This is a genomic window from Serratia sp. (in: enterobacteria) (assembly GCF_052400455.1).
GTDB classification, from domain to species: Bacteria; Pseudomonadota; Gammaproteobacteria; order Enterobacterales; family Enterobacteriaceae; genus Serratia; species Serratia ureilytica.
Genome location: NZ_CP185812.1, coordinates 1702620 through 1726444, shown reverse-complemented (window position 1 = coordinate 1726444; position 23825 = coordinate 1702620). Strand labels below are relative to the sequence as shown.

Sequence of the window (23825 nt, the reverse complement as noted above, 5' to 3'; positions counted from 1 at the left end):
CCTTAGCTCAACACAATGTGGAGACACGCTTGGTTACAGTTCGGCATTGAACTCCCGTTTAGTGAAGCCTTGATGAAATAGCGCCATTCAACACAGCCAAGGATTTCATCATGTCACAGCTCAGCTACCCACTCGCCTCCGCCCGGCCGCTTAACGGCTGGCAACTGATGACGGCGCTGATCAATGGCGAAAAGGCACCGAGCAACGCCTGGAAAAAAACCTCGTTTCGCCTGAAGTTTCTCGGCCGTTCGCTGCTCAACTGGCGCACCACCAGCGGCCTGCTCAGCACCCTGGCCAGCAATCCGCTGCTGGAGGAGATCCTGAGTGCGCAGCCGAACCTGCCGTGCAAACTGCATCGTCCCTACCTGGCGGCCAACATGAGCAAGATCGAATGCCTGTTCGCCCTGCGCGATCATTACGATCTCATCGTACAGCGCATGCCGCTGAAGATGCGCCTCGGCCACCTCGGCCCGCACGCCTTCGTGCTGGCCAGCGCGATGGGCAAGAACGAAGCGCCGATCACGCTGGAGCTGGCGGCGATCGACAAACTGAATAAGGAAGGGGAAGCCACGCTGCTGCTGCGCAACGCCAACGGCGTGATGCTGGCGGAGATCACCTTTGCGCTGATGCATTATCAGCAGCAGCCGACGTTGTTCATCGGCGGCCTGCAGGGCGCGAACCATGACGTGCCGCACGCCGAGATCCAGCACACCACCAAAGAGTGTCACGGCCTGTTCCCTAAACGGCTGGTGCTGGAAGGCATCTGCACGCTGGCGCGGCACCTCGGCATCCGCCAGATTGTGGCGGTCGGCAACGCCACCCATATCTATCAAAACTGGCGCTACCAGAGTAAGAAGAAGGACAAGCTGCACGCCGATTACGATCAGTTCTGGCTGTCGATGGGCGCCAAACCGCTCGACAGCGGCTATTTCCTGCTGCCCGAACGCATCGCCCGCAAGCCGATCGAAGAGATCGCCAGCAAGAAGCGCGCCGAGTATCGCCGCCGCTATCAGCTGCTGGACGAGCTGGAACAGGGATTGGCGGCGCACTTCTGCGCCCGATAACGCCCGGCGGGCCGTCAGTCCGCCCGGCCGCGCGCCAGCCAGATCACCCGTGAGAACATTTTCTTCAGCAGCGGCGGCACCGAGTCCGTGCCCCATTCGCCGGCCTGCATCGCGACCTCGATCGCCAGATCCGGCTTCGAAGAGTGGTGGACCGCTTTCAGGATCACCTTGCGCACCGGCATCTGCGCGTTGATCGGCACCGACGCCATTCGGTGATAGACCGGGGCGAACCCTTCGCGGAACATGAAGTGTTCCATGTCCGGCGCCGGCAGCGCGGTCAGCCGATCGCGTTCGTTGTCTTCATGATTGTCCAGCAGGCTGCGCACGGTGTTGGCGTACTTTTTGCCCGCCTCATCGCCGTCCACCAGCGCATGCCACTCGATGCCCATGCGGCGGGCAAAGCGCAGCAGCGGCTTCAGGCCGCACTGAGCGAATTCGATGACCCTTACCCCTTCCGCCTCGAAATGGTAGCCGCACTGGCGCGCCAGTTCGTTCAGCAGCCACACTTCGGTCTCGCCCTCCACCAGCAGCCAGCAGCGGGCGAACAGCGACGACGGCCGGTTGAAACGGATGTGAAACGCGATGCGCCGCCCGTCTTCGGCGCTCAACCCGCGCGGCCCGAGACGATAGGTCGCGACGCGGCCCGACTCGCGCACCAGCCGGCAGACGTGCTCCACCGGCACCAGCGACACCAGTTCGCTGGAGTTGGTGGTGGTGATGCGCTGCAGCGGCAGCTGATTGAGCAGCCCCCAGGCCACCGACAGCATGATCGGATGCAGGCGAGTTTCCGGGTCTTCCACCAGCAGCAGCGGCCGGGCGTGCGGATCCAGCTTGACGTCGCCCTTGGCCTGCAGCAGGGTGGAAAACATGCCCAGCAGGATCAGACGCATGCTGCGGCTGTTCGGCTCGGCGACCATGCGGTTGATGCCGTCCAGCGCGCGCCAGGCGTCCTGCTCCGGTTCACCGCCGCGGCGGCGCGGCCGCGCCACCTGCGAGCTCTGCTCGGCAAAGTAGTGCTCGAGCAACTGCTGCATCGCCGCCAGCCCCTGACGCAGCTCGCCGTTGGTCAGCTTCTGCGGATTGCGCACCAGCTCGCGCGTCAGCTGATCCAGCTGCTGCGCCAACGCCTGCGTATCGGGTTTGCGTTCATCGCCGAGGCTGCTGGGGCGCAGGCGGCGAATAAAGCGCGCGTCGCGCAGGCGCAAAACCGGGTGGATGCGGATGATGGCGTGGGCCAGTTGTTCGATATGGTGCAGTTGAAAGGCGTTGCCGTCGGCGTCGAGAAAACCGCGCCAGGTACACACCGTACCGTCATCGGCCAGCTCGCCCTCGCAGCGGTAGTGAATGCGGCTCAGGCCGTCTTCCCCCTTGACCCACAACGGCGTCAGATGGCGGTAGCGCGGCAGGTGCGCGTGGCCGATGTCTTTCTCGCAGAAGGTGAATACCACCTGCAGGTGGCGCTCTTTGGCCGCCTCCTCACCGGGGGGAAAATGGAAGTCGTGCGCTTCAAATCGATACAGTTTCTGCTCCGGCGCCAGCAGCAGCGTCAGCGCATCCAGCAGGCTGGATTTACCCCAGGCGTTTTCGCCGAGCAACAGCGTGTTGTCGTCCAGCATCAGGGACAGCCGATTAATACCGCGAAAACCTACAATTTCGATACGCTCCAAGAACATCCGCCGCCTCCCGTGCGCGCAGTCGCCTCTTCAATGAGGCGACTTTCACAGAGCATGGTCAAAAAACCCCTTGCAGGTCAAGCGGCCAGCGTCAAATCTGCCGCTTTACTCCGGCCGGGCTTTTGGTTAGCGTGTGCTCCTCGCCGCCGTTCGTCGCGCATCAAAACTCAAGGACACTCGTTGCACCATGTACTCAGGACTGTTGATTATTCTGTTACCGCTGATTGTCGGTTACCTCATTCCCTTACGCCATCGCCCGCTGCTGGTGCTGATCAACCGCCTGCTGAGCTGGATGGTGTATGTGATCCTGTTTTTCATGGGCATCAGCCTGGCGTTTATGGAGAATCTCAGCAGCAATCTGATGCTGATCTTCCAGTACAGCGCAGCGTTCTTCTTCTGCATTCTCTGCGCCAATCTGCTGTTGCTGGCGCTGCTGGAGCGGCGCATGCCGTGGCGCAGCAGCCATAAACAGGAAAAGCTGCCTTCGCGCGTGCATATGGCGCTGGAGTCGCTCAAGCTGTGCGGCGTGGTGCTCGGCGGCTTCTTGCTCGGCCTGACGCAGTGGCAATGGCTGCAGTTTGCCCATAAAGGCAGCGAATATGCGCTGATCTTCCTACTGTTGCTGGTCGGCATTCAGCTGCGCAACAGCGGCATGACGCTGCGCCAGATCGTGCTCAACCGCCGCGGCACGCTGGTGGCGCTGGCGGTGGTCGCCGCGTCTCTGGCCGGCGGCGCGCTGGCGGCGCAGCTGCTGGGACTGCCGGTCAAGGCCGGGCTGGCGATGGCCTCTGGCTTCGGCTGGTACTCGCTGTCCGGCATTCTGATCACCGACGCCTACGGCCCGGTGATGGGCAGCGCCGCGTTCTTCAACGATCTGGCGCGCGAGCTGGTGGCGATCATGCTGATCCCGACGCTGGTGCGCCGCAGCCGCTCCACCGCCCTCGGCCTGTGCGGCGCCACCTCGATGGACTTCACCCTGCCGGTGCTGCAGCGCAGCGGCGGACTGGACATGGTGCCGCCCGCCATCGTACACGGCTTCCTGCTGAGCCTGCTGGCGCCGGTGCTGATCGCCCTATTCTCCTGATCCTTTCCCCTTGGGGGCCACCCGGCCCCCAAAGCGTAATCATTCCCATCCGCACGGCAAAATTGCGCTAAATCAAACTTGCCCGCAGTAGTCGCACAAAAGCCTTTTGCAACCCCGATCGCCGATCTATGCTTTTAAACAAGCATTACAAATGCAACTTTAAAAATAAAAGGAAGCGACTATGTTCTGTGTGCAATGTGAACAAACCATTCGAACCCCGGCAGGCAACGGCTGCGCGTATGCTCAGGGCATGTGCGGCAAAACGGCGGAAACCTCCGATCTGCAGGATCTGCTGGTGGCGGCGCTGCAGGGCCTCTCCGCCTGGGCGCTGCAGGCGCGTTCGCTGGGCATCGTCGACCACGAAATCGACAGCTTCGCCCCGCGCGCCTTCTTCTCCACCCTGACCAACGTCAACTTCGATTCCCAGCGCATCATCGGCTACGCGCGGGAAACCCTGCTGCTGCGCGACTCGCTGGCCGCCCGTTGCCGGCTGCTGGATGCCGGCGTGCGCGTCGATCACCCGATGGCGGCGCTGCAGCTGGCCGGCGACGCTATGCCTGCGCTGCTGCAGCAGGCGGCGCAGTTTGCCCTCGACAGCGACAAGGCCGAGGTCGGCGACGACGTACACGGTTTGCGCCTGCTGTGTGTGTATGGCCTGAAAGGTGCGGCGGCCTATATGGAACACGCGCACGTGCTCGGCCAGTTCGACGAACAGCTCTATGCCGACTACCACGCTTTCATGGCCTGGCTCGGCACCCGGCCGCGCGACGTCGATACCCTGCTGAACAACGCCATGGGCATCGGCAAGATGAACTTCAACGTGATGGCGATCCTCGATCGCGGTGAGACCCAGGCCTACGGCGATCCGCAGCCCAGCGCGGTCAACGTGCGCCCGGTGGCCGGGAAAGCCATTCTGATTTCCGGCCACGATCTCAAAGATCTGCGCATGCTGCTCGAGCAAACCGAAGGGCAAAACGTCAACGTCTACACCCACGGTGAAATGCTGCCGGCGCACGGCTATCCGGAACTGAAAAAATTCAAGCACCTGGTGGGCAACTACGGCAGCGGCTGGCAAAACCAGCAGACGGAATTCGCCAAATTCCCCGGCCCGATCGTGATGACCTCCAACTGCATCATCGATCCTAACGTCGGCAACTACGGCGATCGCATCTGGACCCGCAGCATCGTCGGCTGGCCGGGCGTCAACCATCTGGAAGGCGACGACTTCGGCGCCGTGATCCGCCAGGCTCAGGGCATGAACGGCTTCCCTTACACCGAGATCGAGCATCTGATCACCGTCGGCTTCGGCCGCCAGACGCTGCTGAACGCCGCCGACACGGTCATCGACCTGGTGTCGCAGAAAAAACTGCGCCACGTCTTCCTGGTGGGCGGCTGCGACGGCAGCCGTGACGAACGCAGCTATTTCACCGACTTCGCCCGCAGCGTGCCGCAAGACTGCCTGATCATGACGCTGGCCTGCGGCAAATACCGTTTCAACAAACTGGATTTCGGCACGCTGGAAGGGCTGCCGCGCCTGCTGGACGTCGGCCAGTGCAACGACGCTTACTCCGCCATCATGCTGGCGGTCAAGCTGGCGGATACGCTCGGCTGCAGCGTCAACGAGCTGCCGCTCAGCCTGGTGCTGTCGTGGTTTGAACAGAAGGCGATCGTCATTCTGCTGACGCTGCTGTCGCTGGGGGTGAAAAACATCGTCACCGGCCCGACCGCGCCGGGCTTCCTGACCGACAACCTGATGGCGATCCTCAACGAGAAATTCGGCCTGCGTCCGATCACCACCGTCGAGCAGGATATCGCCGCGCTGCTCGCCTGATGCCGTTACGTTATGGGGCCGCCTGCGCCGGCCCCTTTGCTTTTTGAGGTGCCCGATGACTCAACCCACTCCGCTTTGCCCGAACCGCATGCAGGTGCATTCCATCCGGCGTGAAACCGTCGACGTCTGGACGCTGAACCTGATCTGCGACGTTTTCTATCCTTACCAGGCCGGCCAGTTCGCGCTGGTCAGCATTCGCAACAGCGAGGAGACGTTGCGCGCCTATACGCTCTCCTCCTCGCCCGGCCAGAGCCGCTTTCTCAGCATCAGCGTGCGCTGCCTGCCGGACGGCATCGGGTCGCGCTGGCTGACGCAAGAGGTCAAGCCCGGCAACACGCTGTGGCTGTCCGACGCGCAGGGCGAATTCAGCTGCGAGCGCCACCCGGCCGATCGTTATCTGATGCTGGCCGCCGGCTGCGGCGTGACGCCGATCGTCTCGATGTGCCGCTGGCTGACCGCTAACCGTCCGGCCTGCGATATCGCCGCGATCGTTAACGTACGCACCCCCGCCGGCACGATTTTCGCCGATCAATGGCGCGCGCTGTGCGCCGCCCATCCGCAGCTGCGCCTGACGCTGATGGCCGAGCAGGATCTGCAACCCGGCTACCTCAGCGGCCGCATCGATGAACAGACGCTGCGGCAGGCGGCGCCGGATATCGCCGAACGCACGGTGATGACCTGCGGCCCCGCGCCCTACATGGATCAGGTGGAGCAACTTTGTCGCCGGCTCGGCGTGCCGGCCGAGCGTTTCCATAAGGAGCAGTTCCACACGCCGACGGCGCAGGCTGACGCCACCGAAGGGCTGACGCTGCGCGCCGCCCGCCCGCTGCGCGAATTCCGCGTGCCGGTCGGCAGCACCCTGCTGGCAGCGATGGAGGCCAATGCCCTGCCGGTCAACGCTGCCTGCCGCGCCGGAGTATGCGGTTCGTGCAAAACCCGCCTCCTCGAGGGCGACTACACCACCACCAGCACCATGACGCTGAGCGAGGAAGAGATAGCGCAGGGCTACGTGCTGGCCTGCAGTTGCCAGCTGCAGGGCGACGTCACGCTGGCGTGATCCCTGGCCCCATCGCCGCGATGGGGCATTTATCGGCAAGTTCCCCGTGGCCAGCCCGGTTACACTTTTCCCCGTCCTACGCTCTTTACCCTTCCTGACCGCATCTCGTCCACAGCCGGTAAGCTATGCTTGCAGTTGTTCTGCTGCCACTCACCGGATCGAGTCCACATCGTTTTTCAAACCATGTTTGGGGGAACCATGAAGCAAACCGTAGCCACACTGATCGCCAAAACGCTGGATCAAGCCGGCGTAAAACGCATTTGGGGCGTGACCGGCGATTCGCTCAACGGCCTCAGCGACAGCCTGCACCGCATGGGCACCATCGAATGGCTGGGCACCCGCCATGAAGAGGTGGCCGCCTTCGCCGCCGGCGCCGAAGCCCAGCTCACCGGCCAGTTGGCGGTGTGCGCCGGTTCCTGCGGCCCCGGCAACCTGCATCTGATCAACGGCCTGTTCGACTGCCACCGCAACCATGTGCCGGTGCTGGCGATCGCCGCGCACATCCCTTCCAGCGAAATCGGCAGCGGCTACTTCCAGGAAACCCATCCGCAGGAGCTGTTCCGCGAATGCAGCCACTATTGCGAACTGGTCTCCAACCCGGAACAGCTGCCGCGCGTGCTGGAGATCGCCATGCGCAAGGCGATCCTCAATCGCGGCGTGTCGGTGGTCGTCTTGCCGGGCGACGTGGCGCTGCGCATGGCGCCGGAAGACGCGGCCGTGACCTGGCATACCCCGGCGCTGCCGCTGGTGCAGCCGCCGATGAGCGAGCTGAACAAGCTGGCGGAAACGCTGAACAAGGCGAAGAACATCACCCTGATGTGCGGCAGCGGCTGCGCCGGCGCGCACGATGAAGTGGTCAAGCTGGCCGAACTGCTGCAGGCGCCGGTGGTGCACGCGCTGCGCGGTAAAGAACATATCGAATGGGACAACCCGTACAGCGTCGGCATGACCGGGCTGATCGGTTTCTCCTCCGGTTATCACGCGATGATGAACGCCGACACGCTGGTGCTGCTCGGCACCCAGTTCCCCTATCGGGCGTTCTACCCCACCAACGCCAACATCATTCAGATCGACATCAACCCCGGCAGCATCGGCGCGCACTGCCCGGTCAATATGGCGCTGGTGGGCGATATCCACACCACCCTCACCGCCCTGCTGCCGCAGCTGGAGCCGAAGCGCGATCGGGCGTTCCTCGACAAGGCGCTGGAGCATTACCGCAACGCGCGCAAGGATCTCGACGGGCTGGCGACCGCCGGCGACGACCAACCGATCCACCCGCAGTATCTGGCGCAGCAGCTCAGCCACTATGCCAGCGACGACGCCATCTTCACCTGCGACGTCGGCACGCCAACGGTGTGGGCCGCCCGCTACGTGAAAATGAACGGCAAGCGCCGCCTGCTCGGTTCGTTCAACCACGGTTCGATGGCCAACGCCATGCCGCAGGCGATAGGCGCTCAGGCCACCGCGCCGGATAAACAGGTGATCGCCATGTGCGGCGACGGCGGCTTCACCATGCTGATGGGCGATTTCCTGTCGCTGGCGCAGCTCAAGCTGCCGGTGAAAATCGTGGTGTTCAACAACAGCGTGCTGGGATTTGTGGCGATGGAGATGAAGGCCGGCGGCTACCTGACCGACGGCACCGATCTGCATAATCCGGACTTCGCGGCGATCGCCAACGCCGCCGGCATCAAGGGCATCCGCGTGGAAAAAGCCTCCGATCTGGACAGCGCGCTGCAGGAGATGTTGGCGCACCCCGGCCCGGCGCTGCTGGACGTGGTCACCGCCAAGCAAGAGCTGGCGATGCCGCCGCAGATCAAGTTCGAACAGGCGAAAGGCTTCAGCCTGTACATGCTGCGCGCCATCATCAACGGCCGCGGCGACGAAGTGGTCGAGCTGGCGAAAACCAACTGGCTGCGTTAAGCAAGCTGCCCCGGTAAAATAAAGGGTATATGATGCCATGTACCCTTTTCCTCTCCCTTACATTCCAGGAACCCTATGCTTATCGATCTACGCAGCGACACCGTCACCCGCCCCAGCGCCGCCATGCGCCAGGCGATGGCTCAGGCAGAAGTCGGCGACGACGTCTACGGCGATGATCCGACGGTCAACGCGCTGGAGGCGGAAGCGGTGCGTCTGTCGGGCAAAGAAGCGGCGCTGTTTCTGCCCAGCGGCACCCAGGCCAACCTGGTGGCGCTGCTGAGCCACTGCCAGCGCGGCGATGAATATCTGGTCGGCCAGCAGGCGCACAACTACAAATACGAAGCCGGCGGCGCAGCGGTGCTGGGCAGCATCCAGCCGCAGCCGATCGAGGCCGACACCGACGGCACGCTGCCGCTGGACAAGCTCGCCGCCGCCATCAAACCCGACGATATCCACTTCGCCCGCACCCGGCTGTTGAGCCTGGAAAACACCATCAGCGGCAGAGTCTTGCCGCAGGCCTACCTGCAGCAGGCGTGGCAGTTTACCCGCGAGCGGCAGTTGGCGCTGCATATCGACGGCGCGCGCATCTTCAACGCCGCAGTGGCGCTGAACCTGCCGCTAAAAGAGATCGTGCAGTACTGCGACACCTTCACCATTTGCCTGTCGAAAGGGTTAGGCGCGCCGGTCGGCTCGCTGCTGTGCGGCAGCGAGGCTTTCATCCAACGCGCGCTGCGCTGGCGCAAGATGACCGGCGGCGGGCTGCGCCAGGCCGGCATTTTGGCGGCGGCCGGCCTCTACGCGCTGGAGCATAACGTCGCGCGGCTGCGCGAAGACCATGACAACGCGGTCTGGCTGGAGCAACAGCTGCGGCAGATCGGCGTAGAGATTGCCGAACCCGGCGCGCAGACCAACGTGCTGTACCTGCGCCAAACGCCGGCGCTGGCGGCCAAACTCGGCCCGTGGATGCGCGAACGCGGCGTGCTGATCAGCAGCGGCCCGCTGACGCGCATTCTGACCCACCTCGACGTCAGCCGTCAGGATCTGCAGCGGGTGGTCGAACTATGGCGGGAGTTTCTTCAGCAGCACGCCTGATTTCCCCTCCCTGTGCGCCGGGGAGCCTCTTATCGCCCGCCGATGGCGTCGACAAAGCGGCGGGTGATCTGTTGCGGGCGGGTAATGGCGCCCCCTACCACCACCGCATGCGCCCCCAACCTCAGGCAGCGCGCGGCCATCGCCGGCGTTTCGACATTGCCTTCAGCGATGACCGGCACCGATACCGCCGCCAGCACCGCACGCAGAAAGCCGAAATCGTTATCCGCCAGTCGGGCGCCCCGGCTTTCAGGGGTATAGCCGTACAGCGTGGTGCCCACACAGTCGAAGCCCAGCCTGGCGGCCTCTTGTGCCTCCTCCAGGGTGGCGATGTCCGCCATCAGCAACAGCCGGGGATACCTGGCGCGGATCGCGGCGACCAACGCCGCCAGCTGCAACTCCCCCGGTCGCGGGTGGCCGGTGGCGTCCAGCGCGATCATCTGCGGCGCCGCCGCCATCAACTCATCGATTTCGCGCAGGGTCGGCGTGATGTAGACGTCGCTGCCCGCATAATCGCGCTTTATGATGCCGATGACCGGCAGTGCCACCGTGCGCATGATAGCTTTGACGTCTTCGACGCCGTTGGCGCGGATCGCCGCCGCGCCACCTTGCTCGGCCGCCAGCGCCATGCGTGACATGATAAAATCGCTGTGCAGCGGCTCGTCGTCCAGCGCCTGGCAAGATACCACCAGGCGCCCCTCAATCTGCTGTAAAATGGAAAGCGTCATAAATCCAACAACTCCTCGACTTCGTTTTTAATGATGGTGACGTGCGGGCCGTAGATCACCTGAACTCCGTTGCCGCGAACGATAACCGCCCTTGCGCCGCTGGCCTTCAGCCCGCTTTCGTCCAGCAACCGGCTCTGTTTCACCGTCACGCGCAATCGCGTGGCGCAACAATCCAGTTCGACGATATTCTCTTTGCCGCCCAGCGCCGCCAGCAGCTGCTGCGAGCGTTCGGTGCCCGTCATCACCGCTTCCGGCGCAGCTTCTGCCTCGCGCCCCGGCGTTTTAAAATTGAAGCGCAGGATCAGGAAACGGAACGTGAAGTAGTACAGGAAGAACCAAGGCACCCCCGCCAGCGGGACGTACATCCAGTGGGTTTTCGCTTCGCCCTGCAGCACGCCGAACAGCATGAAATCGATAAAGCCGCCGGAGAACGTCTGGCCGATGGTGATATGCAGGATGTGAGCGATCATGAACGCCAGGCCGTCGAACAGCGCGTGCACCACGTACAGCGCCGGCGCGACAAACAGGAACGAGAATTCGATAGGTTCGGTGATGCCGGTCAGAAACGAAGTCAGCGCCGCCGACAGCAACAGTCCGCCAACGCGTTTGCGGTTCTCGGGACGCGCACTCTGGTACATCGCCAGGCAGGCACCGACCAGGCCGAACATCATGGTGATAAAACGGCCGGACATGAAACGCGCCGTGCCAATGTAGAACTGCTGAGTATTTGGGTCGGCCAACTGGGCGAAGAAAATACGCTGTGTGCCTTCCACCAGCTGTCCGTTGATCACTTCGCTGCCGCCAAGCGCGGTGGTCCAAAACGGTAGATAGAAGATGTGATGCAGGCCGAACGGCCCGAGCATGCGCAATACGAAGCCGTAGATAAAGGTACCGAAATAGCCGCTGGCGTCTACCAGCCCGCCCATGCCGAAGATCAACTGTTGGAAATGCGGCCACACCACCGTCATCAGGGCACCGACCGCCATCGCCGCCAGCGAGCTGACGATCGGCACAAAGCGCGAGCCGCCAAAAAAACCCAGGAACGGTGGCAGCGCTATCTTGTTATAGCGGCCGTGCAGATACCAGGTCACCAAACCGATGACCACCCCGCCGAACACCCCGGTCTCCAGCGTCTGGATCCCGAGAATCGTTCCCTGCCCCACCACACCCGCGTTCTGCGTGGCCAGCGTGCCGTTGATTTTCAACAGCGCATTGATGGTGGCGTTCATTACCAGATAGGCGATCAGCGAGGCCAGCCCCGCCGTGCCCTTGTCGCTTTTGGCCAGCCCCACCGCCACGCCGACCGCGAACAAGACCGCCAGGTTGGCGAACACGATAGCACCGGCACTGGCCATCACGGTAAATATGCTTTGCAACCAGCCGACGTCGAGGAAGGGATACGCCTCGACGGTATTGGGATTGGACAGCGCACCGCCGATCCCCAACAGCAGACCAGCCGCCGGCAGCACGGCGATCGGCAGCATGAACGACTTGCCGAACAGCTGGGCTTTTTCGAACCAGCCGCCGGAGCGCGACAATTCTGGTGTTGACATAAATTTTCCCCCGATATCATTTTTATGATGAAAATTTTTACCACAAAATAATATTTTTAATGAAAAATTTATTCATAACGATGATCGGCTTCACAATCCGTCGATTTCGCTGGCGAGCCGCGGCGTCTTTCCGCCACAATAGAAAAGGGAATACTCAGAAAGGTAACGTGATGAATACAGGCAACTTGTTATTGCGGCTGCGGCAGGATTTGGCGGAGTACAGCCCCACGCTGCAAAAGCTCGGCAACTATCTTCTTGCGGAGCCCTCCCGCGCCGTTTACCTGACCATCACCGAACTGGCGCGTGAAAGCGCCACCAGCGAAGCCAGCGTCACGCGGCTATGCCGCCATCTCGGCTGCAAAGGCTATACCGAATTTAAAATGGCGCTGGCCCTCAGCTTGCAACAAAGCCAGCCGGAAGCGGCGACGCGCCAAAGCGCGGCGGAAAATTTGGTGGAAGAGAGCGTACAGGCGCTGCGGGATACCGGCGCGCTGTTGGATCCGCAGGCGCTGCAACAGGCGGCGGACAGCCTGCAACGTTGCGCTTCGGTGCAGATTTACGGCGTCGCCGCCAGCGCCATCGTCGGCGACTTCCTGCACTACAAGCTGTTGCGCCTCGGCAAACCGGCGCAGCTGTTCAGCGACATGCATCGGGCGGCGATGAATGCAGCCTCGCTGAGTGAACGGGATCTGCTGATCGTCATCTCCAGCTCCGGCTCAACCAAGGACGTGCTGCATGCGGTGACATTGGCCAAAGGACGCGGTGCACGCGTGATCGCCGTCAGCAATACCCAACGCAGCCCGCTGGCCAAGATGGCGGATACGCTGCTGGTGGCGGCCAAACCGGAAGGGCCGCTGACCGCTGGCGCCCTGCCGGCCAAGGTCGGCGCCATGCTGCTGGTGGAGTTGATGATCGCCGAACTGACTCAGCGCGATCCCGCCTACGCTCAGGCGATGCAGACCACCGCCAGCGCGACTCTGCCGCTGCTGCTGTAATCAGAAGATCCAGCGGCCGTAAACCCAGTACCACAGCCCCAGCACCGCCGCCAGATTGAGCGCCACGCTGAGGATGAACCAGGTTTTAAACGGCTGCTTCTGGGTCTTGTGGCGAAACAGCTGCTGCGCCAGCAGCGCGCCCAACCAACCGCCCAGCGCACCGAACAGCAACAGCGTCGTCTCCGGCACCCGTCGCCATCCCTTGCGCGCCGCCAGCTTATCGCCGCCGTAGATCAGAAACGTCAGCAGGTTGGCCGACAGCAGCCACATCCACACCGGATGCGGCGAGAACAAGCTGGCGATCAGCGCCAGGCCCAGCAGGGCGTAACAAATCACATTGAGTTTCATGGCATTCGGTTTTTCGTGCGATAAGGGGCGCGTAGTGTGAACTCGCGCCGCGGCGGATGCAACCGGCTTATACCCATACAAAAAGTGCATTTAAACCCTGAATTTGGCATCCTGTCGTTCTGCCAATCCTCTACCGCACAAGGCGGTCCGATGACACCCCAACGCGTACTGGTTCTTGGAGCCAGCGGCTATATAGGCCAGAACCTGATCCCGCACCTGATCGAACAGGGGCACCAGATTACCGCCGCCGCGCGGCGCATCGAGTGGCTGCAGGAGCAGAACTGGCCGCAGGTCAACTGCCTGTATGTCGATCTGTACCGCCCGGAAACCCTGAGCGCGGCGCTGTGGGAAATCGATACGCTTTACTATCTGGTGCACGCGATGGGCGACGGCGACGACTTTATCGAGAAGGAACGCCAGGCGGCGGAAAACCTGCGCGACGCGCTGCGCAATGCCGGCGTCAAGCAGGTGATCTTTCTCGGCGCGCTGCAGCCGAACGACGACAGTTCGCCGCACCTGGCGGCACGCCGCCTGACCGGCGAGATCCTGCGCCAGAGCGGCGTGCCGGTGACCGAGCTGCGCGCCGGCATCATCGTCGGCCCCGGCTCGGCGGCGTTCGAAGTGATGCGCGACATGGTCTATAACCTGCCGGTGCTGACGCCGCCGCGCTGGGTGCGCTCGAAGTCCTCGCCGGTGGCGCTGGAAAACCTGCTGGTTTATCTGGCCGATCTGCTGGCGCACCCGGCGCAAGAACACCGCATCTTTGACGTCGCCGGGCCGGAATACCTCAGCTATCAGGACATGTTCCAACGCTTTATCGCCATCAGCGGCAAGCGGCGCTGGCTGATCCCGATCCCCTTGCCGACGCGGCTGATTTCAGTGTGGTTCATCAGCCTGATCACCTCGGTGCCGACGCCGATCGCGCGCGCGCTGATCCAGGGCCTGAAGCACGATCTGCCCGCCGACGGCAAACCGTTGCAGGCCCTGATCCCGCAACGTCTGCACACCTTCGATCAGGCGGTCACCGCCACGCTGCAGCGCGAACTGGAGGTGGTCGATTCCGCCGACTGGGGCTACGATCCGGCGGCGCGGGCCCGCTGGCGCCCCGGCTACGGCTATTACCCGAAACAGGCGGGGTGTTCGCTCGACACCGCCGCCTCCAGCCAGGCGCTGTGGCAAACGGTGCAGCAGTTGGGGGGCGAGGAAGGCTATTTCTACGCCAATATCCTGTGGCGGATCCGCGCCCGCATGGACGACATGATCGGCAACGGCGTGGTCTATGGCCGCCCGGCGCGCGCGTCCCTGGCGCTGGGCGACGAGATCGACGGGTGGAAAGTCATCACGCTGAAGCCGCTGCGGCAGCTGGCGCTGCTGTTCGGCATGAAGGCGCCGGGGCTGGGGCGGCTGAGCTTCACCATTACCGATCGCGGCGATCGCCGCACGCTGGACGTGCGCGCCTGGTGGCATCCGGCCGGCTTCAGCGGGCTGCTGTATTGGTTCGCCATGATGCCCGCGCATCTGTTCATTTTTCGCGGCATGGCGAAGCGCATCGCGACGCTGGCCGAGAACCTGGACCGCCAACAGCGCTGAATGCCGTTCATTTGTCGATCAACCGCACAGTTTGCCGCTGTGCTTCGGGGCTTTCCGATTGCATAGCGCACGAAATCACGGAAGAATGGCATCTTATTTGCTGGGAGCGCCGCAAGCGCCCGCCGGTATTCCGATTTTGGGTGAGAATAGAGTCCGTTATGAAGGTATTGGTCACCGGTGCAACCAGTGGGTTAGGCCGTAACGCCGTTGAATATCTGCGCCGCCAGGGCATCAAAGTGCGCGCCACCGGTCGTAACCAGGCGATGGGCGGCCTGCTGGAAAAAATGGGCGCGGAGTTCATTCATGCCGATCTCACCAACCTGATCTCTTCGCAGGCCAAAGCGATGCTGGCGGACGTCGATGTGCTGTGGCACTGCTCCAGCTTTACCTCGCCCTGGGGCACCGAAGAAGCCTTCGAACTAGCCAACGTCCGCGCCACCCGCCGCCTCGGCGAATGGGCGGCAGCCTATGGCGTGGCGCAGTTCATTCACATCTCTTCCCCGGCGATCTATTTCGACTACCACCATCACCGCAACGTAACCGAAGACTTTCGCCCGCAGCGTTACGCCAACGAGTTCGCGCGCAGCAAGGCCGCCGGCGAGCAGGTGATCCAGCAATTGGCGCTGTCCAATCCGCAGACCCATTTCACCATTTTGCGCCCGCAGGGCCTGTTCGGGCCGCACGACAAGGTGATGCTGCCGCGGTTGCTGCAGATGATCAAACGCTACGGCAACCTGCTGCTGCCGCGCGGCGGCGCGGCGATGGTGGACATGACCTATCTGGAGAATGCGGTGCACGCCATGTGGCTGGCGACGCTAAAAGAAGACACGCCGTCCGGCCGCGCCTACAACATCACCAACCAGCAGCCGCGCCCGCTTCGCACCGTGGTGCAGCAGCTGATCGACGATTTGGGCATGAAGTGCCGCATCCGCTCCGTCCCCTATCCGATGCTCGACATGATGGCGCGCGGCATGGAGCGCCTGGGCAGCAAAAGCGAAAAGGAGCCGGTGCTGACCCATTACGGCGTCGCCAAACTCAACTTCGATCTCACGCTCGATACCACCCGCGCGCAGCAAGAGCTGGGCTATCAGCCGATCGTCTCGCTGGAAGAAGGCATCGCGCGCACCGCCCGCTGGCTGAAAGATCACGGCAAACTGCACGGCCTGTAATCAACGCCACGCGCCGTACTTCAACAGCAGCGCATCGATAATCGCCTCACTCTCTGCATCCGGCTCGCCGCGAACATCGTCGGGCCGGAAATGCATCTGAAACGCCGCCAGCACGTTGCGCTGCTGCCGCGCATCCCACGACGGGTCGATCGCGTAACCGTAACGCGCCAGCTTTTCGAGCAGCGGCGCCATAGGTACCGGCGCATGGCGATCGCGCCCCGCCAGCAATCGCTGCACGTCTGCCTCGTCCGGCCAGGCGCCGATGCCGGCCTGCGCCAGTTGCCGCCAGGGGAACAGCGGGCCGGGATCCTGTTTGCGCTGCGGCGCGATGTCGCTGTGCCCCACCACGTCCTGCGGCTGAATGCCATAGCGTTGGATAATGTCGCGGCTCAGCGGAATCAACACGGCGATCTGTTCCGCCGTGTAGGGCTGCCAGTGGGTGAACAGCATGCTGCGGGTGAAACCCTTGTTGACGATTTCAATGCCGATCGAGGTGTCGTTGAGATTGCTGCGCCCGCGCCAGGTGCTGACGCCGGCATGCCAGGCGCGCATCGCCTCCGGCACCAACCGGTACACCGTCGGTTTGCCGTGTTCGCGCTGCGGATGCGCCGGCAACAGGTAGTGTGCGCTGACGTGTTCGTCGGTCAACGTTTTCAACGAGGAATGAAAGTCTTCCGCCGTATAGTGCATCACCAGAAACCGAATGCGCTGATCGGCGCCCTGCGCCTGATGCAAGGTTTCGAGCTGGTAAGAGCCACGATCGACGAGCGTGTCCTGCTGCGGATTTTGGCATCCCGCCAACAGCGCGGCGGCGATGATCCCTGGCCAAATTTTCACTTATCCTCCTGATTGTCGTCCGTGAAAGATGTAACGCGACGCGATTAACCTGTATCCAATCATCACGCTCATCGAGAAACAATGACAGATAGCGCCGATGTGCAAGCGAGTGTTTCTCCCGACTGGCGGCCTCTCCCGCCCATGATAGTCTCAAAGTATCATCTGCGCTGAAAGAGCGGAGTCGAACATGTTCACGCCACGCTATCTGTCCTGGTTGCTCTGTGCCGCCATGTTGCCGCTGAGCGGTTGCGATCAGCAAAAAGTCGCCGGTGCGATGGGCGGCAACGTTCCAGCCCCGGCCGCTCCTGCCGCCAATGCAAGTACGCCGGCCTATACGCCGCTGAGCGCCGATCAACTGTACCAGTTGGTCAGCCCGGTGGCGCTGTTCCCCGACAAGCTGCTGGCGCAGGTGTTGGCCGGCGCGGGCTATCCTGACCAAATCAGCGCCGCGGATGCCTGGCTGGCGCAAAACCGCGGCTTGCAACCGGCGGCGCTCAGCTCAGCGGCCGACGCTCAGCCCTGGGATCCCAGCGTGCGCGGCCTGGTGCAATTCCCCGACGTGCTCGACCAAATGGCGAAAAACATCCCCTGGACCACCGCCCTGGGCAGCGCCTACCTGAACGATCCCACCGACGTGATGAACGCCATTCAGGTGATGCGTCAACGGGCGGCCAGCCAAGGCACGCTGAAAAATACTCCGCAGCAGCGCATCGTCGTGGCGCCGACGACGCGTTATGTCGAACAGCAGCCCTATCGCCAGCGCGTGGTGGCGGCGCCGGGCGAGACCATCGTTATCGAACCCAGCCAGCCGGATACGGTTTACGTCCCGCATTACGATCCCTGGCAAGCCTACGGCACGCCGGTCCCGGCCTATCCGAGCTATCAGTATCAGCCCTCGGGCTACAGCGGCGGCGACATGCTGGCGGCCGGCGTGATCAGCTTCGGCGTCGGCATCGCGGTGGCTACCTTGTTTAACCAGCACGACAGCGGCTGGCACAACTGGGATATGCGCTGGGACGATCGCCGCCAGCCGGTGGTCTACCGCAATGCGCCCTATGTCTCACACTCCACCACCGTGGTAAATCGCGTCACCAACATCAACCAATATAACAACGTCAACAATGTGAATCGCAGCAGCACCAGCACGGTGAACAACTACAATACGTCCCCCGCCGCGCCGACGCCGCGCTTCAACGCATCGGCGCCGAACGCGGCGCCGCAACAGCCGCGCGTCGCGCCTGCAGCCCATGCGCCGATGACCATGCCGAACTTTGCGCATACCCAGCCGGTAGCGGCCGCGCCGCACGTGCAACAATCGGTCAACGCGTCCCATGTGCAGCAACCGATGAGCATGCCGACGTTCACGCATACCGCGCCTGCGGCGCCCCACGCGCAGCAGCCGATGGCCGTGCATTCAGCGCCGGTACAGACGCATCCGATGCCGGCCGTCGCGCCGGTGCATCAATCCGCCGTGCGGCCACCGGTTCAGGTCGCGCCGCACGTCGTTCAGCCGGCGGTACACGAACCGGCCGTAGCGCCGCACCCGGCGGTAGTGCGCCCGACGCCGATGCCGCAAGAACGCGTCATGCCGCATCCGGTCCCGGCGCCGCAGATCCGCCCGTCGTTCGTTCAGCCGATACAGCATCGCCAGGAGCCGGCGCCGGTAAAACCGCAGGAGCACCGCCCGATCGTCGAGCAGCACAAGGTGGGGTAAAGCAAGAGAACGCCGCCCCGGCGGAACGGCCAGGGCGCGAGAATGGCGTTAGCGGCTGACTTTCACCGCGGTGCCGCTGACGGTCACCATCAGCATGCTGCCGTCTTTACCAACAGTTTCATAATCGATATCAATGCCGACCACCGCGTTGGCGCCCAGCTCTTTCGCCTGATCTTCCAGCTCTTCGAACGCGATCAAGCGCGCCTTGCGCAGCTCTTTCTCATAAGCGCCCGAGCGGCCGCCGACGATATCGCGCACGCCGGCGAAGAAATCACGAAAAATGTTGGCGCCGAGGATCGCTTCGCCGGTCACAACGCCGCAGTATTCGGTGATGGTGAACCCTTCCAGGGTCGGGGTAGTTGAAAGCTGCATCAGAATTCCTTGTTTGATTAATTCAAAGTATCTATGACCAGAAGATTGACATTATGTTCGCTTAATCAATGGCACGCAGTACGAATGCAAGGCTAAAAAACGCATTTATACTGTAAGCTATCGGTCTTCATGGTAGAGACTTTCACATAAGGTAATAAGATGAAAACAAAAACGATTGCGGCTGTTTTACCCTTAGCGCTGTTGCTGAGTGCCTGTACCACGGTGGAACCGGCATACAAGGATATCGGCACCCGCAGCGGCAGCTGTGTGGAAGGCGGCCCGGATACGGTCGCGCAAAAGTTCTATGACCTGCGCATCCAGCAAGGTTCCAGCCTGCCGGACAGCAACCGCCTGGCGCAGCTGCAGCCTTATCTGAGCAAAGTGCTGTATCAGGATCTGGTCAGCGCCGCTCAAAATCCGGGCAAGCATCAGATAACCGGCGATCTGTTCTCCGGCAACGCGCAAGGGCCAAGCAGCGCGTCCGTCGCCAGCGCCTCGACCATTCCCAACACCGATGCGAAGAACATCCCGCTGCGCGTTGACTTGAGCTACCAGAAAGACGCCAACAGTACCGTGAACTGGCAAGACGAAGTGCTGATGGTGCGCGAAGGCACCTGCTGGGTGGTTGATGATATTCGCTACCTGAATGTTCCAGCGCACGCCACCAACGGCAGCGTGCGTCAGGTGCTGGAAAACCGATAACCCGCACTCCCCGGCCGACGCGGGCCCGCCGCGTCGGTCGTTCCCGTCTCCCCTTGCGCCGCTCAGATTTCGTCCGATAGAAAAAATTTCGCTACCGATCTCACAGCCTGCGCCACAAATCCCCTCCCTCGGCCTGAGTCGCGGTATCTTGTGCTAATCTTTTACTGTCCCGCCGCACACTCATAAATTTTAACGCACAAAGATTGCATAAGTATTCTGTGGAAGTTAACATTTGCGGCATCAATGTCTATTCAATTCTGGCGCATGAGTATTCAACTTAACGGTATCAACTGCTATTACGGCGCTCACCAGGCGCTGTTTGACATCACGCTGGAATGTCCAGCCGGGGAAACCCTGGTGCTGCTTGGCCCAAGCGGCGCCGGGAAAAGTTCATTGCTGCGGGTGCTGAACCTGCTGGAAATGCCGCGTTCGGGTCAGCTAAAGATCGCCGGCAACCAATTCGATTTCAAGCAGGCGCCGGGCGAAAAAGCCATTCGCGAACTGCGGCAAAATGTCGGCATGGTCTTCCAGCAATACAACCTGTGGCCTCACCTCACCGTGGTCCAGAACCTGATCGAAGCGCCTTGCCGCGTGCTGGGTCTGACCAAGGCTCAGGCGATGGAGCGCGCCGACAAGCTGCTCAAGCGTCTGCGCCTGACCGACTTCGCCGATCGCTTTCCGCTGCACCTTTCCGGCGGCCAGCAGCAGCGCGTAGCGATCGCTCGCGCCCTGATGATGGAGCCGCAGGTGCTGCTGTTCGATGAACCGACCGCAGCGCTGGATCCGGAAATCACCGCCCAGATCGTCAGCATCATTCGCGAACTGGCCGGCACCGGCATCACTCAGGTGATCGTCACCCACGAAGTGGAAGTGGCACGCAAGACCGCCAGCCGCGTGGTGTACATGGAAAACGGCCATGTGGTGGAGCAAGGCGACAGCAGCCACTTCACGCAGCCGCGGACCACCGAGTTTGCCAACTACTTATCACACTAACAATTAACTTGCTGTAATTTGGGGAGTTTGCGATGAAAAAACTAATAATCGCCGCCGTTCTGGCCGGCATCAGCGTTTCCGCCTCCGCAGCCGAAACCATCCGTTTCGCTACCGAAGCCTCCTATCCTCCATTTGAATTTATTGACGCCGGCAACAAAATTCAGGGTTTTGATGTCGATCTGGCCAACGCGCTGTGCAAAGAGATGCAGGCCGAGTGCACCTTCACCAATCAGGCGTTCGACAGCCTGATCCCAAGCCTGAAGTTCAAGCGTTTCGATGCGGTCATGGCCGGTATGGACATTACGCCGGAGCGTGAAAAGCAGGTGCTGTTCACCAAGCCGTACTACGATAACTCGGCGCTGTTCATCGCGCAGAAAGGCAAAATCGCCGACGTGGCGGCGCTGAAAGGCAAGAAAGTCGGCGTGCAAAACGGCACCACTCACCAAAAATACCTGACCGACAAGCACCCGGAAATCACCACCGTGCCTTACGACAGCTACCAAAACGCCATTTTGGATCTGAAGAACGGCCGCGTTGATGCGGTGTTCGGCGATACCGCGGTGGTCAACGAGTGGCTGAAGCAGAATGACGCGCTGGCGACAGTGGGCGCCAAAGTAACGGATAAAGACTACTTCGGCACCGGCCTCGGCATCGCGGTACGCCAGAAAAATACCGATCTGCAGGGCAAGTTCAACGCCGCTCTGGACAAGATCAAGCAGGATGGGACCTATGAAACCATCTACAAAAAATGGTTCCAGCAGTAATACGCCCCGATGAATGAATTACAACCTTTAGCAAGCGCCGCCGGCATGACCGTCGGCCTTGCCGTTTGCGCCCTGATCCTCGGGCTGATTCTGGCGATGCTGTTCGCCGTATGGGAATCGTCCCGCTGGAAAGCCGTCAGCTGGCTCGGCACCGCCTGGGTGACCGTGCTGCGCGGCCTGCCGGAAATCCTGGTGGTGCTGTTTATCTATTTCGGCTCGTCGCAGCTGCTGCTGATGCTCTCCGACGGCTTTACCCTTAACCTCGGTCTGTTCCAGTTGCCGATTCAGCTGGCGATCGACAATTTCGAAGTCAGCCCGTTCCTGTGCGGGGTGATCGCCCTGGCCTTGCTCTATTCCGCCTACGCCTCGCAGACGCTGCGCGGCGCGCTCAAAGCGGTACCGCAGGGGCAGTGGGAATCCGGCCAGGCGCTGGGTCTCGGCAAAGCGGCGATCTTCTTTCGCCTGATCATGCCGCAGATGTGGCGCCATGCCCTGCCCGGCCTCGGCAATCAGTGGCTGGTGCTGCTGAAAGACACCGCGCTGGTGTCGCTGATCAGCGTGAACGATCTGATGTTGCAAACCAAAAGCATCGCCACCCGCACCCAGGAACCCTTTACCTGGTACGTGATCGCGGCGGCCATCTATCTGCTGGTGACGCTGTTCAGCCAATACGTCATCAAGTGCATTGAGCTGCGCGCCACGCGGTTTGAACGGGGGCCGGTCTGATGATTGAATATTTACCGGAAATCCTTAAAGGGTTGCATACCAGCCTGACGCTAACCGTCGCCGCGTTGCTGGTGGCGCTGCTGCTGTCGCTGCTGCTGACGGTGATCCTGACGCTGAAAACGCCGGTTCTGACGCCGCTGGTCAAGGCCTATGTGACGCTGTTCACCGGCACGCCGCTGCTGGTGCAGATCTTCCTGATCTACTACGGCCCCGGTCAGTTTCCGGCGATCCGCGACTACCCGTGGCTGTGGAACCTGCTGTCGCAGCCCTGGCTGTGCGCGATGATTGCGCTGGCGCTGAACAGCGCGGCCTATACCACGCAGCTGTTCTACGGCGCGGTGCGCGCCATCCCCGCCGGACAATGGCAGTCGTGCGAAGCGCTGGGCATGTCGCGCCGGCAGACGCTGCGCATTCTGCTGCCGTTCGCCTTCAAGCGCGCGCTGTCATCTTACTCCAACGAAGTGGTACTGGTGTTCAAAAGCACGTCGCTGGCCTACACCATCACGCTGATGGAAGTGATGGGCTATAGCCAGCTGATGTACGGCCGCACCTACGACGTGATGGTGTTCGGCGCCGCAGGTCTGGTGTACCTGTGCGTCAACGGCCTGCTAACGCTGCTGATGCGGCTGGTGGAGCGCCGCGCGTTGGCGTTTGAGCGCCGCAACTGAAGCCATCCCCCTCTCCAGCCCCGCCATTGCGCGGGGCTTTTTTTATCCCCACTGCAATATTTAATCATTTATATTGCATTTTAATTCACTCAGTGGCAGGGTTATCAGCAGGTGTCCTCGCAAAAACCTCTGGCGATTACCAGTAAAAACAAACGATAGCGAAATAATCACTTTCAGGATCCAGACAGGAGCTCTACGCATGAAAAAACTGCTGCTTGCCGCGACGATGTTGGCCGGAATGACCTTTAACGCCACCGCGGCCGAGACTATCCGCTTCGCCGCCTCCGCCACCTATCCGCCGTTCGAATCGCTGGACGCCAACAACCAGATCGTCGGCTTCGATATCGACTTGGCCAACGCGTTGTGCAAACAGATGCAGGCGCAGTGCACTTTCACCAACCAGGCGTTCGACAGCCTGATCGCCGCGCTGAAATTCAAAAAATACGATGCGGTGATTTCCGGTATGGATATCACGCCGGAGCGCAGCAAACAGGTCGCCTTCACCCAACCTTACTATGCCAACTCGGCGATTGTGATCGCGCAAAAAGGCAAGTTCAGCTCGCTGGCGGATCTGAAAGGCAAAAAGCTCGGCATGGAAAACGGCACCACCCACCAGAAATACATGCAGGACAAGCACCCGGAGATTAACACCGTCTCTTACGACAGCTACCAGAACGCTATTCTGGAGCTGAAAAACGGCCGTATTGACGGCGTCTTCGGCGATACCGCCGTAGTGAACGAGTGGCTCAAAACCAACCCGCAGCTGGCGCCGGTCGGCGAACATATCACCGATGCGCAATACTTCGGCACCGGCCTCGGCATCGCGGTGCGCCCGGACAATCAGGCGCTGCTGGCCAAGCTGAACGCCGCGCTGGACGCCATCAAGGCCGACGGCACCTACAAGGCCATCAACGACAAATGGTTCCCGCAATAAGCAATAAGGCCCGG

Annotated in this window: 22 protein-coding genes; 16 read left to right on the top strand and 6 right to left on the bottom strand. The window is 61.9% G+C overall.

What is annotated here, in order from left to right; translation table 11 throughout:
• Positions 1-110: 110 nt before the first annotated feature.
• Positions 111-1064, top strand: coding sequence for a VirK/YbjX family protein (locus ACORQT_RS08260; RefSeq protein ID WP_033642547.1), 954 nt, complete (start codon positions 111-113; stop codon positions 1062-1064).
• A 14-nt stretch (positions 1065-1078) separates the two neighbouring features.
• Here the strand turns inward: ACORQT_RS08260 and ACORQT_RS08255 are convergent, their stop codons facing one another.
• Positions 1079-2737, bottom strand: coding sequence for an ATP-dependent endonuclease (locus ACORQT_RS08255; RefSeq protein ID WP_033650660.1), 1659 nt, complete (start codon positions 2735-2737; stop codon positions 1079-1081).
• 187 nt (positions 2738-2924) lie between these two features.
• On the opposite strand from ACORQT_RS08255, the gene ACORQT_RS08250 reads away from it, so the two are divergent.
• The 5 genes from ACORQT_RS08250 to ltaE all read left to right on the top strand — a co-directional run bounded on the left by ACORQT_RS08250 (position 2925) and on the right by ltaE (position 9721).
• Positions 2925-3821 carry a lysine exporter LysO family protein gene (locus ACORQT_RS08250; protein ID WP_164057333.1) on the top strand — a complete coding sequence of 299 codons (897 nt, stop codon included), beginning with the start codon at positions 2925-2927 and terminating at the stop codon, positions 3819-3821.
• A 181-nt stretch (positions 3822-4002) separates the two neighbouring features.
• Positions 4003-5652 carry a hydroxylamine reductase gene (gene hcp, locus ACORQT_RS08245; protein WP_164057332.1) on the top strand — a complete coding sequence of 550 codons (1650 nt, stop codon included), beginning with the start codon at positions 4003-4005 and terminating at the stop codon, positions 5650-5652.
• Between the two features lie 55 nt (positions 5653-5707).
• Entirely contained in the window at positions 5708-6709 is a 1002-nt protein-coding gene (hcr, locus tag ACORQT_RS08240) for an NADH oxidoreductase (protein WP_164057331.1), read from the top strand.
• A 198-nt stretch (positions 6710-6907) separates the two neighbouring features.
• Positions 6908-8629 (top strand): ubiquinone-dependent pyruvate dehydrogenase, encoded by a 1722-nt coding sequence (gene poxB / locus ACORQT_RS08235; protein ID WP_089191449.1) that lies wholly within the window; start codon positions 6908-6910, stop codon positions 8627-8629.
• Between the two features lie 75 nt (positions 8630-8704).
• Positions 8705-9721, top strand: a complete 1017-nt coding sequence (ltaE, locus tag ACORQT_RS08230) for a low-specificity L-threonine aldolase (protein ID WP_046686761.1) — start codon at positions 8705-8707, stop codon at positions 9719-9721.
• 29 nt (positions 9722-9750) lie between these two features.
• Here the strand turns inward: ltaE and ACORQT_RS08225 are convergent, their stop codons facing one another.
• Both ACORQT_RS08225 and ACORQT_RS08220 read right to left on the bottom strand, forming a co-directional pair.
• Positions 9751-10446 (bottom strand): N-acetylmannosamine-6-phosphate 2-epimerase, encoded by a 696-nt coding sequence (locus ACORQT_RS08225; RefSeq protein WP_089191448.1) that lies wholly within the window; start codon positions 10444-10446, stop codon positions 9751-9753.
• On the bottom strand, positions 10443-11999 hold the full coding sequence (locus ACORQT_RS08220; RefSeq protein WP_089191447.1) for a PTS transporter subunit EIIC: 1557 nt from the start codon (positions 11997-11999) through the stop codon (positions 10443-10445). The genes ACORQT_RS08225 and ACORQT_RS08220 overlap by 4 nt, the downstream gene beginning before the upstream one ends.
• 167 nt (positions 12000-12166) lie before the next feature.
• Between ACORQT_RS08220 and ACORQT_RS08215 the strand changes: the two genes are divergently transcribed.
• Positions 12167-12994 carry a MurR/RpiR family transcriptional regulator gene (locus ACORQT_RS08215; protein ID WP_089191446.1) on the top strand — a complete coding sequence of 276 codons (828 nt, stop codon included), beginning with the start codon at positions 12167-12169 and terminating at the stop codon, positions 12992-12994.
• On the opposite strand, the gene ACORQT_RS08210 is transcribed toward ACORQT_RS08215, so the two are convergent.
• Positions 12995-13342 carry a DUF1294 domain-containing protein gene (locus ACORQT_RS08210; RefSeq protein ID WP_033642539.1) on the bottom strand — a complete coding sequence of 116 codons (348 nt, stop codon included), beginning with the start codon at positions 13340-13342 and terminating at the stop codon, positions 12995-12997.
• 150 nt (positions 13343-13492) lie between these two features.
• On the opposite strand from ACORQT_RS08210, the gene ACORQT_RS08205 reads away from it, so the two are divergent.
• Positions 13493-14932: a DUF2867 domain-containing protein gene (locus ACORQT_RS08205; RefSeq protein ID WP_164057330.1), complete on the top strand. Its 1440-nt coding sequence runs from the start codon at positions 13493-13495 to the stop codon at positions 14930-14932.
• 158 nt (positions 14933-15090) lie between these two features.
• A complete protein-coding gene (locus ACORQT_RS08200; RefSeq protein ID WP_004928393.1) occupies positions 15091-16101 on the top strand; it encodes an NAD-dependent epimerase/dehydratase family protein in 1011 nt (336 codons plus the stop codon).
• Here ACORQT_RS08200 and ACORQT_RS08195 read toward each other — a convergent pair whose 3' ends face one another.
• Positions 16102-16938 (bottom strand): N-acetylmuramoyl-L-alanine amidase, encoded by an 837-nt coding sequence (locus ACORQT_RS08195; RefSeq protein ID WP_444859356.1) that lies wholly within the window; start codon positions 16936-16938, stop codon positions 16102-16104.
• Between the two features lie 187 nt (positions 16939-17125).
• Here ACORQT_RS08195 and ACORQT_RS08190 point away from each other — a divergent pair, with 187 nt between their 5' ends.
• A complete protein-coding gene (locus tag ACORQT_RS08190; RefSeq protein WP_444859355.1) occupies positions 17126-18652 on the top strand; it encodes a DUF3300 domain-containing protein in 1527 nt (508 codons plus the stop codon).
• A gap of 48 nt (positions 18653-18700) precedes the next feature.
• On the opposite strand, the gene ACORQT_RS08185 is transcribed toward ACORQT_RS08190, so the two are convergent.
• Complete coding sequence (locus ACORQT_RS08185; RefSeq protein ID WP_004928400.1) at positions 18701-19024, bottom strand: heavy metal-binding domain-containing protein; 324 nt, start codon at positions 19022-19024, stop codon at positions 18701-18703.
• Between the two features lie 159 nt (positions 19025-19183).
• On the opposite strand from ACORQT_RS08185, the gene ACORQT_RS08180 reads away from it, so the two are divergent.
• The 6 genes from ACORQT_RS08180 to artJ (ACORQT_RS08155) all read left to right on the top strand — a co-directional run bounded on the left by ACORQT_RS08180 (position 19184) and on the right by artJ (ACORQT_RS08155) (position 23811).
• Positions 19184-19726: a lipoprotein gene (locus ACORQT_RS08180; protein WP_033642535.1), complete on the top strand. Its 543-nt coding sequence runs from the start codon at positions 19184-19186 to the stop codon at positions 19724-19726.
• Between the two features lie 264 nt (positions 19727-19990).
• Complete coding sequence (gene artP, locus ACORQT_RS08175; protein ID WP_089192582.1) at positions 19991-20719, top strand: arginine ABC transporter ATP-binding protein ArtP; 729 nt, start codon at positions 19991-19993, stop codon at positions 20717-20719.
• A 32-nt stretch (positions 20720-20751) separates the two neighbouring features.
• Entirely contained in the window at positions 20752-21483 is a 732-nt protein-coding gene (artJ, locus tag ACORQT_RS08170; RefSeq protein ID WP_033642533.1) for an arginine ABC transporter substrate-binding protein, read from the top strand.
• Positions 21484-21492: 9 nt separating this feature from the next.
• Positions 21493-22209 carry an arginine ABC transporter permease ArtQ gene (artQ, locus tag ACORQT_RS08165; protein WP_042784091.1) on the top strand — a complete coding sequence of 239 codons (717 nt, stop codon included), beginning with the start codon at positions 21493-21495 and terminating at the stop codon, positions 22207-22209.
• Entirely contained in the window at positions 22209-22877 is a 669-nt protein-coding gene (gene artM, locus ACORQT_RS08160) for an arginine ABC transporter permease ArtM (protein ID WP_033650651.1), read from the top strand. Before artQ ends, artM begins: the two co-directional genes overlap by 1 nt.
• Positions 22878-23076: 199 nt before the next feature.
• Positions 23077-23811 carry an arginine ABC transporter substrate-binding protein gene (artJ, locus tag ACORQT_RS08155; RefSeq protein WP_015377297.1) on the top strand — a complete coding sequence of 245 codons (735 nt, stop codon included), beginning with the start codon at positions 23077-23079 and terminating at the stop codon, positions 23809-23811.
• Positions 23812-23825 lie beyond the last annotated feature (14 nt).

Coding starts and splice junctions, on each gene's coding strand:
- ACORQT_RS08255 (WP_033650660.1), bottom strand. CDS start 2,737: ATGTTCTTGGAGCGTATCGAAATTGTAGGTTTTCGCGGTATTAATCGG.
- artP (WP_089192582.1), top strand. CDS start 19,991: ATGAGTATTCAACTTAACGGTATCAACTGCTATTACGGCGCTCACCAG.
- artM (WP_033650651.1), top strand. CDS start 22,209: ATGATTGAATATTTACCGGAAATCCTTAAAGGGTTGCATACCAGCCTG.
- ltaE (WP_046686761.1), top strand. CDS start 8,705: ATGCTTATCGATCTACGCAGCGACACCGTCACCCGCCCCAGCGCCGCC.
- ACORQT_RS08190 (WP_444859355.1), top strand. CDS start 17,126: ATGTTCACGCCACGCTATCTGTCCTGGTTGCTCTGTGCCGCCATGTTG.
- ACORQT_RS08250 (WP_164057333.1), top strand. CDS start 2,925: ATGTACTCAGGACTGTTGATTATTCTGTTACCGCTGATTGTCGGTTAC.
- artJ (WP_015377297.1), top strand. CDS start 23,077: ATGAAAAAACTGCTGCTTGCCGCGACGATGTTGGCCGGAATGACCTTT.
- ACORQT_RS08220 (WP_089191447.1), bottom strand. CDS start 11,999: ATGTCAACACCAGAATTGTCGCGCTCCGGCGGCTGGTTCGAAAAAGCC.
- ACORQT_RS08205 (WP_164057330.1), top strand. CDS start 13,493: ATGACACCCCAACGCGTACTGGTTCTTGGAGCCAGCGGCTATATAGGC.
- artJ (WP_033642533.1), top strand. CDS start 20,752: ATGAAAAAACTAATAATCGCCGCCGTTCTGGCCGGCATCAGCGTTTCC.
- hcr (WP_164057331.1), top strand. CDS start 5,708: ATGACTCAACCCACTCCGCTTTGCCCGAACCGCATGCAGGTGCATTCC.
- artQ (WP_042784091.1), top strand. CDS start 21,493: ATGAATGAATTACAACCTTTAGCAAGCGCCGCCGGCATGACCGTCGGC.
- hcp (WP_164057332.1), top strand. CDS start 4,003: ATGTTCTGTGTGCAATGTGAACAAACCATTCGAACCCCGGCAGGCAAC.
- poxB (WP_089191449.1), top strand. CDS start 6,908: ATGAAGCAAACCGTAGCCACACTGATCGCCAAAACGCTGGATCAAGCC.
- ACORQT_RS08210 (WP_033642539.1), bottom strand. CDS start 13,342: ATGAAACTCAATGTGATTTGTTACGCCCTGCTGGGCCTGGCGCTGATC.
- ACORQT_RS08225 (WP_089191448.1), bottom strand. CDS start 10,446: ATGACGCTTTCCATTTTACAGCAGATTGAGGGGCGCCTGGTGGTATCT.
- ACORQT_RS08180 (WP_033642535.1), top strand. CDS start 19,184: ATGAAAACAAAAACGATTGCGGCTGTTTTACCCTTAGCGCTGTTGCTG.
- ACORQT_RS08185 (WP_004928400.1), bottom strand. CDS start 19,024: ATGCAGCTTTCAACTACCCCGACCCTGGAAGGGTTCACCATCACCGAA.
- ACORQT_RS08200 (WP_004928393.1), top strand. CDS start 15,091: ATGAAGGTATTGGTCACCGGTGCAACCAGTGGGTTAGGCCGTAACGCC.
- ACORQT_RS08260 (WP_033642547.1), top strand. CDS start 111: ATGTCACAGCTCAGCTACCCACTCGCCTCCGCCCGGCCGCTTAACGGC.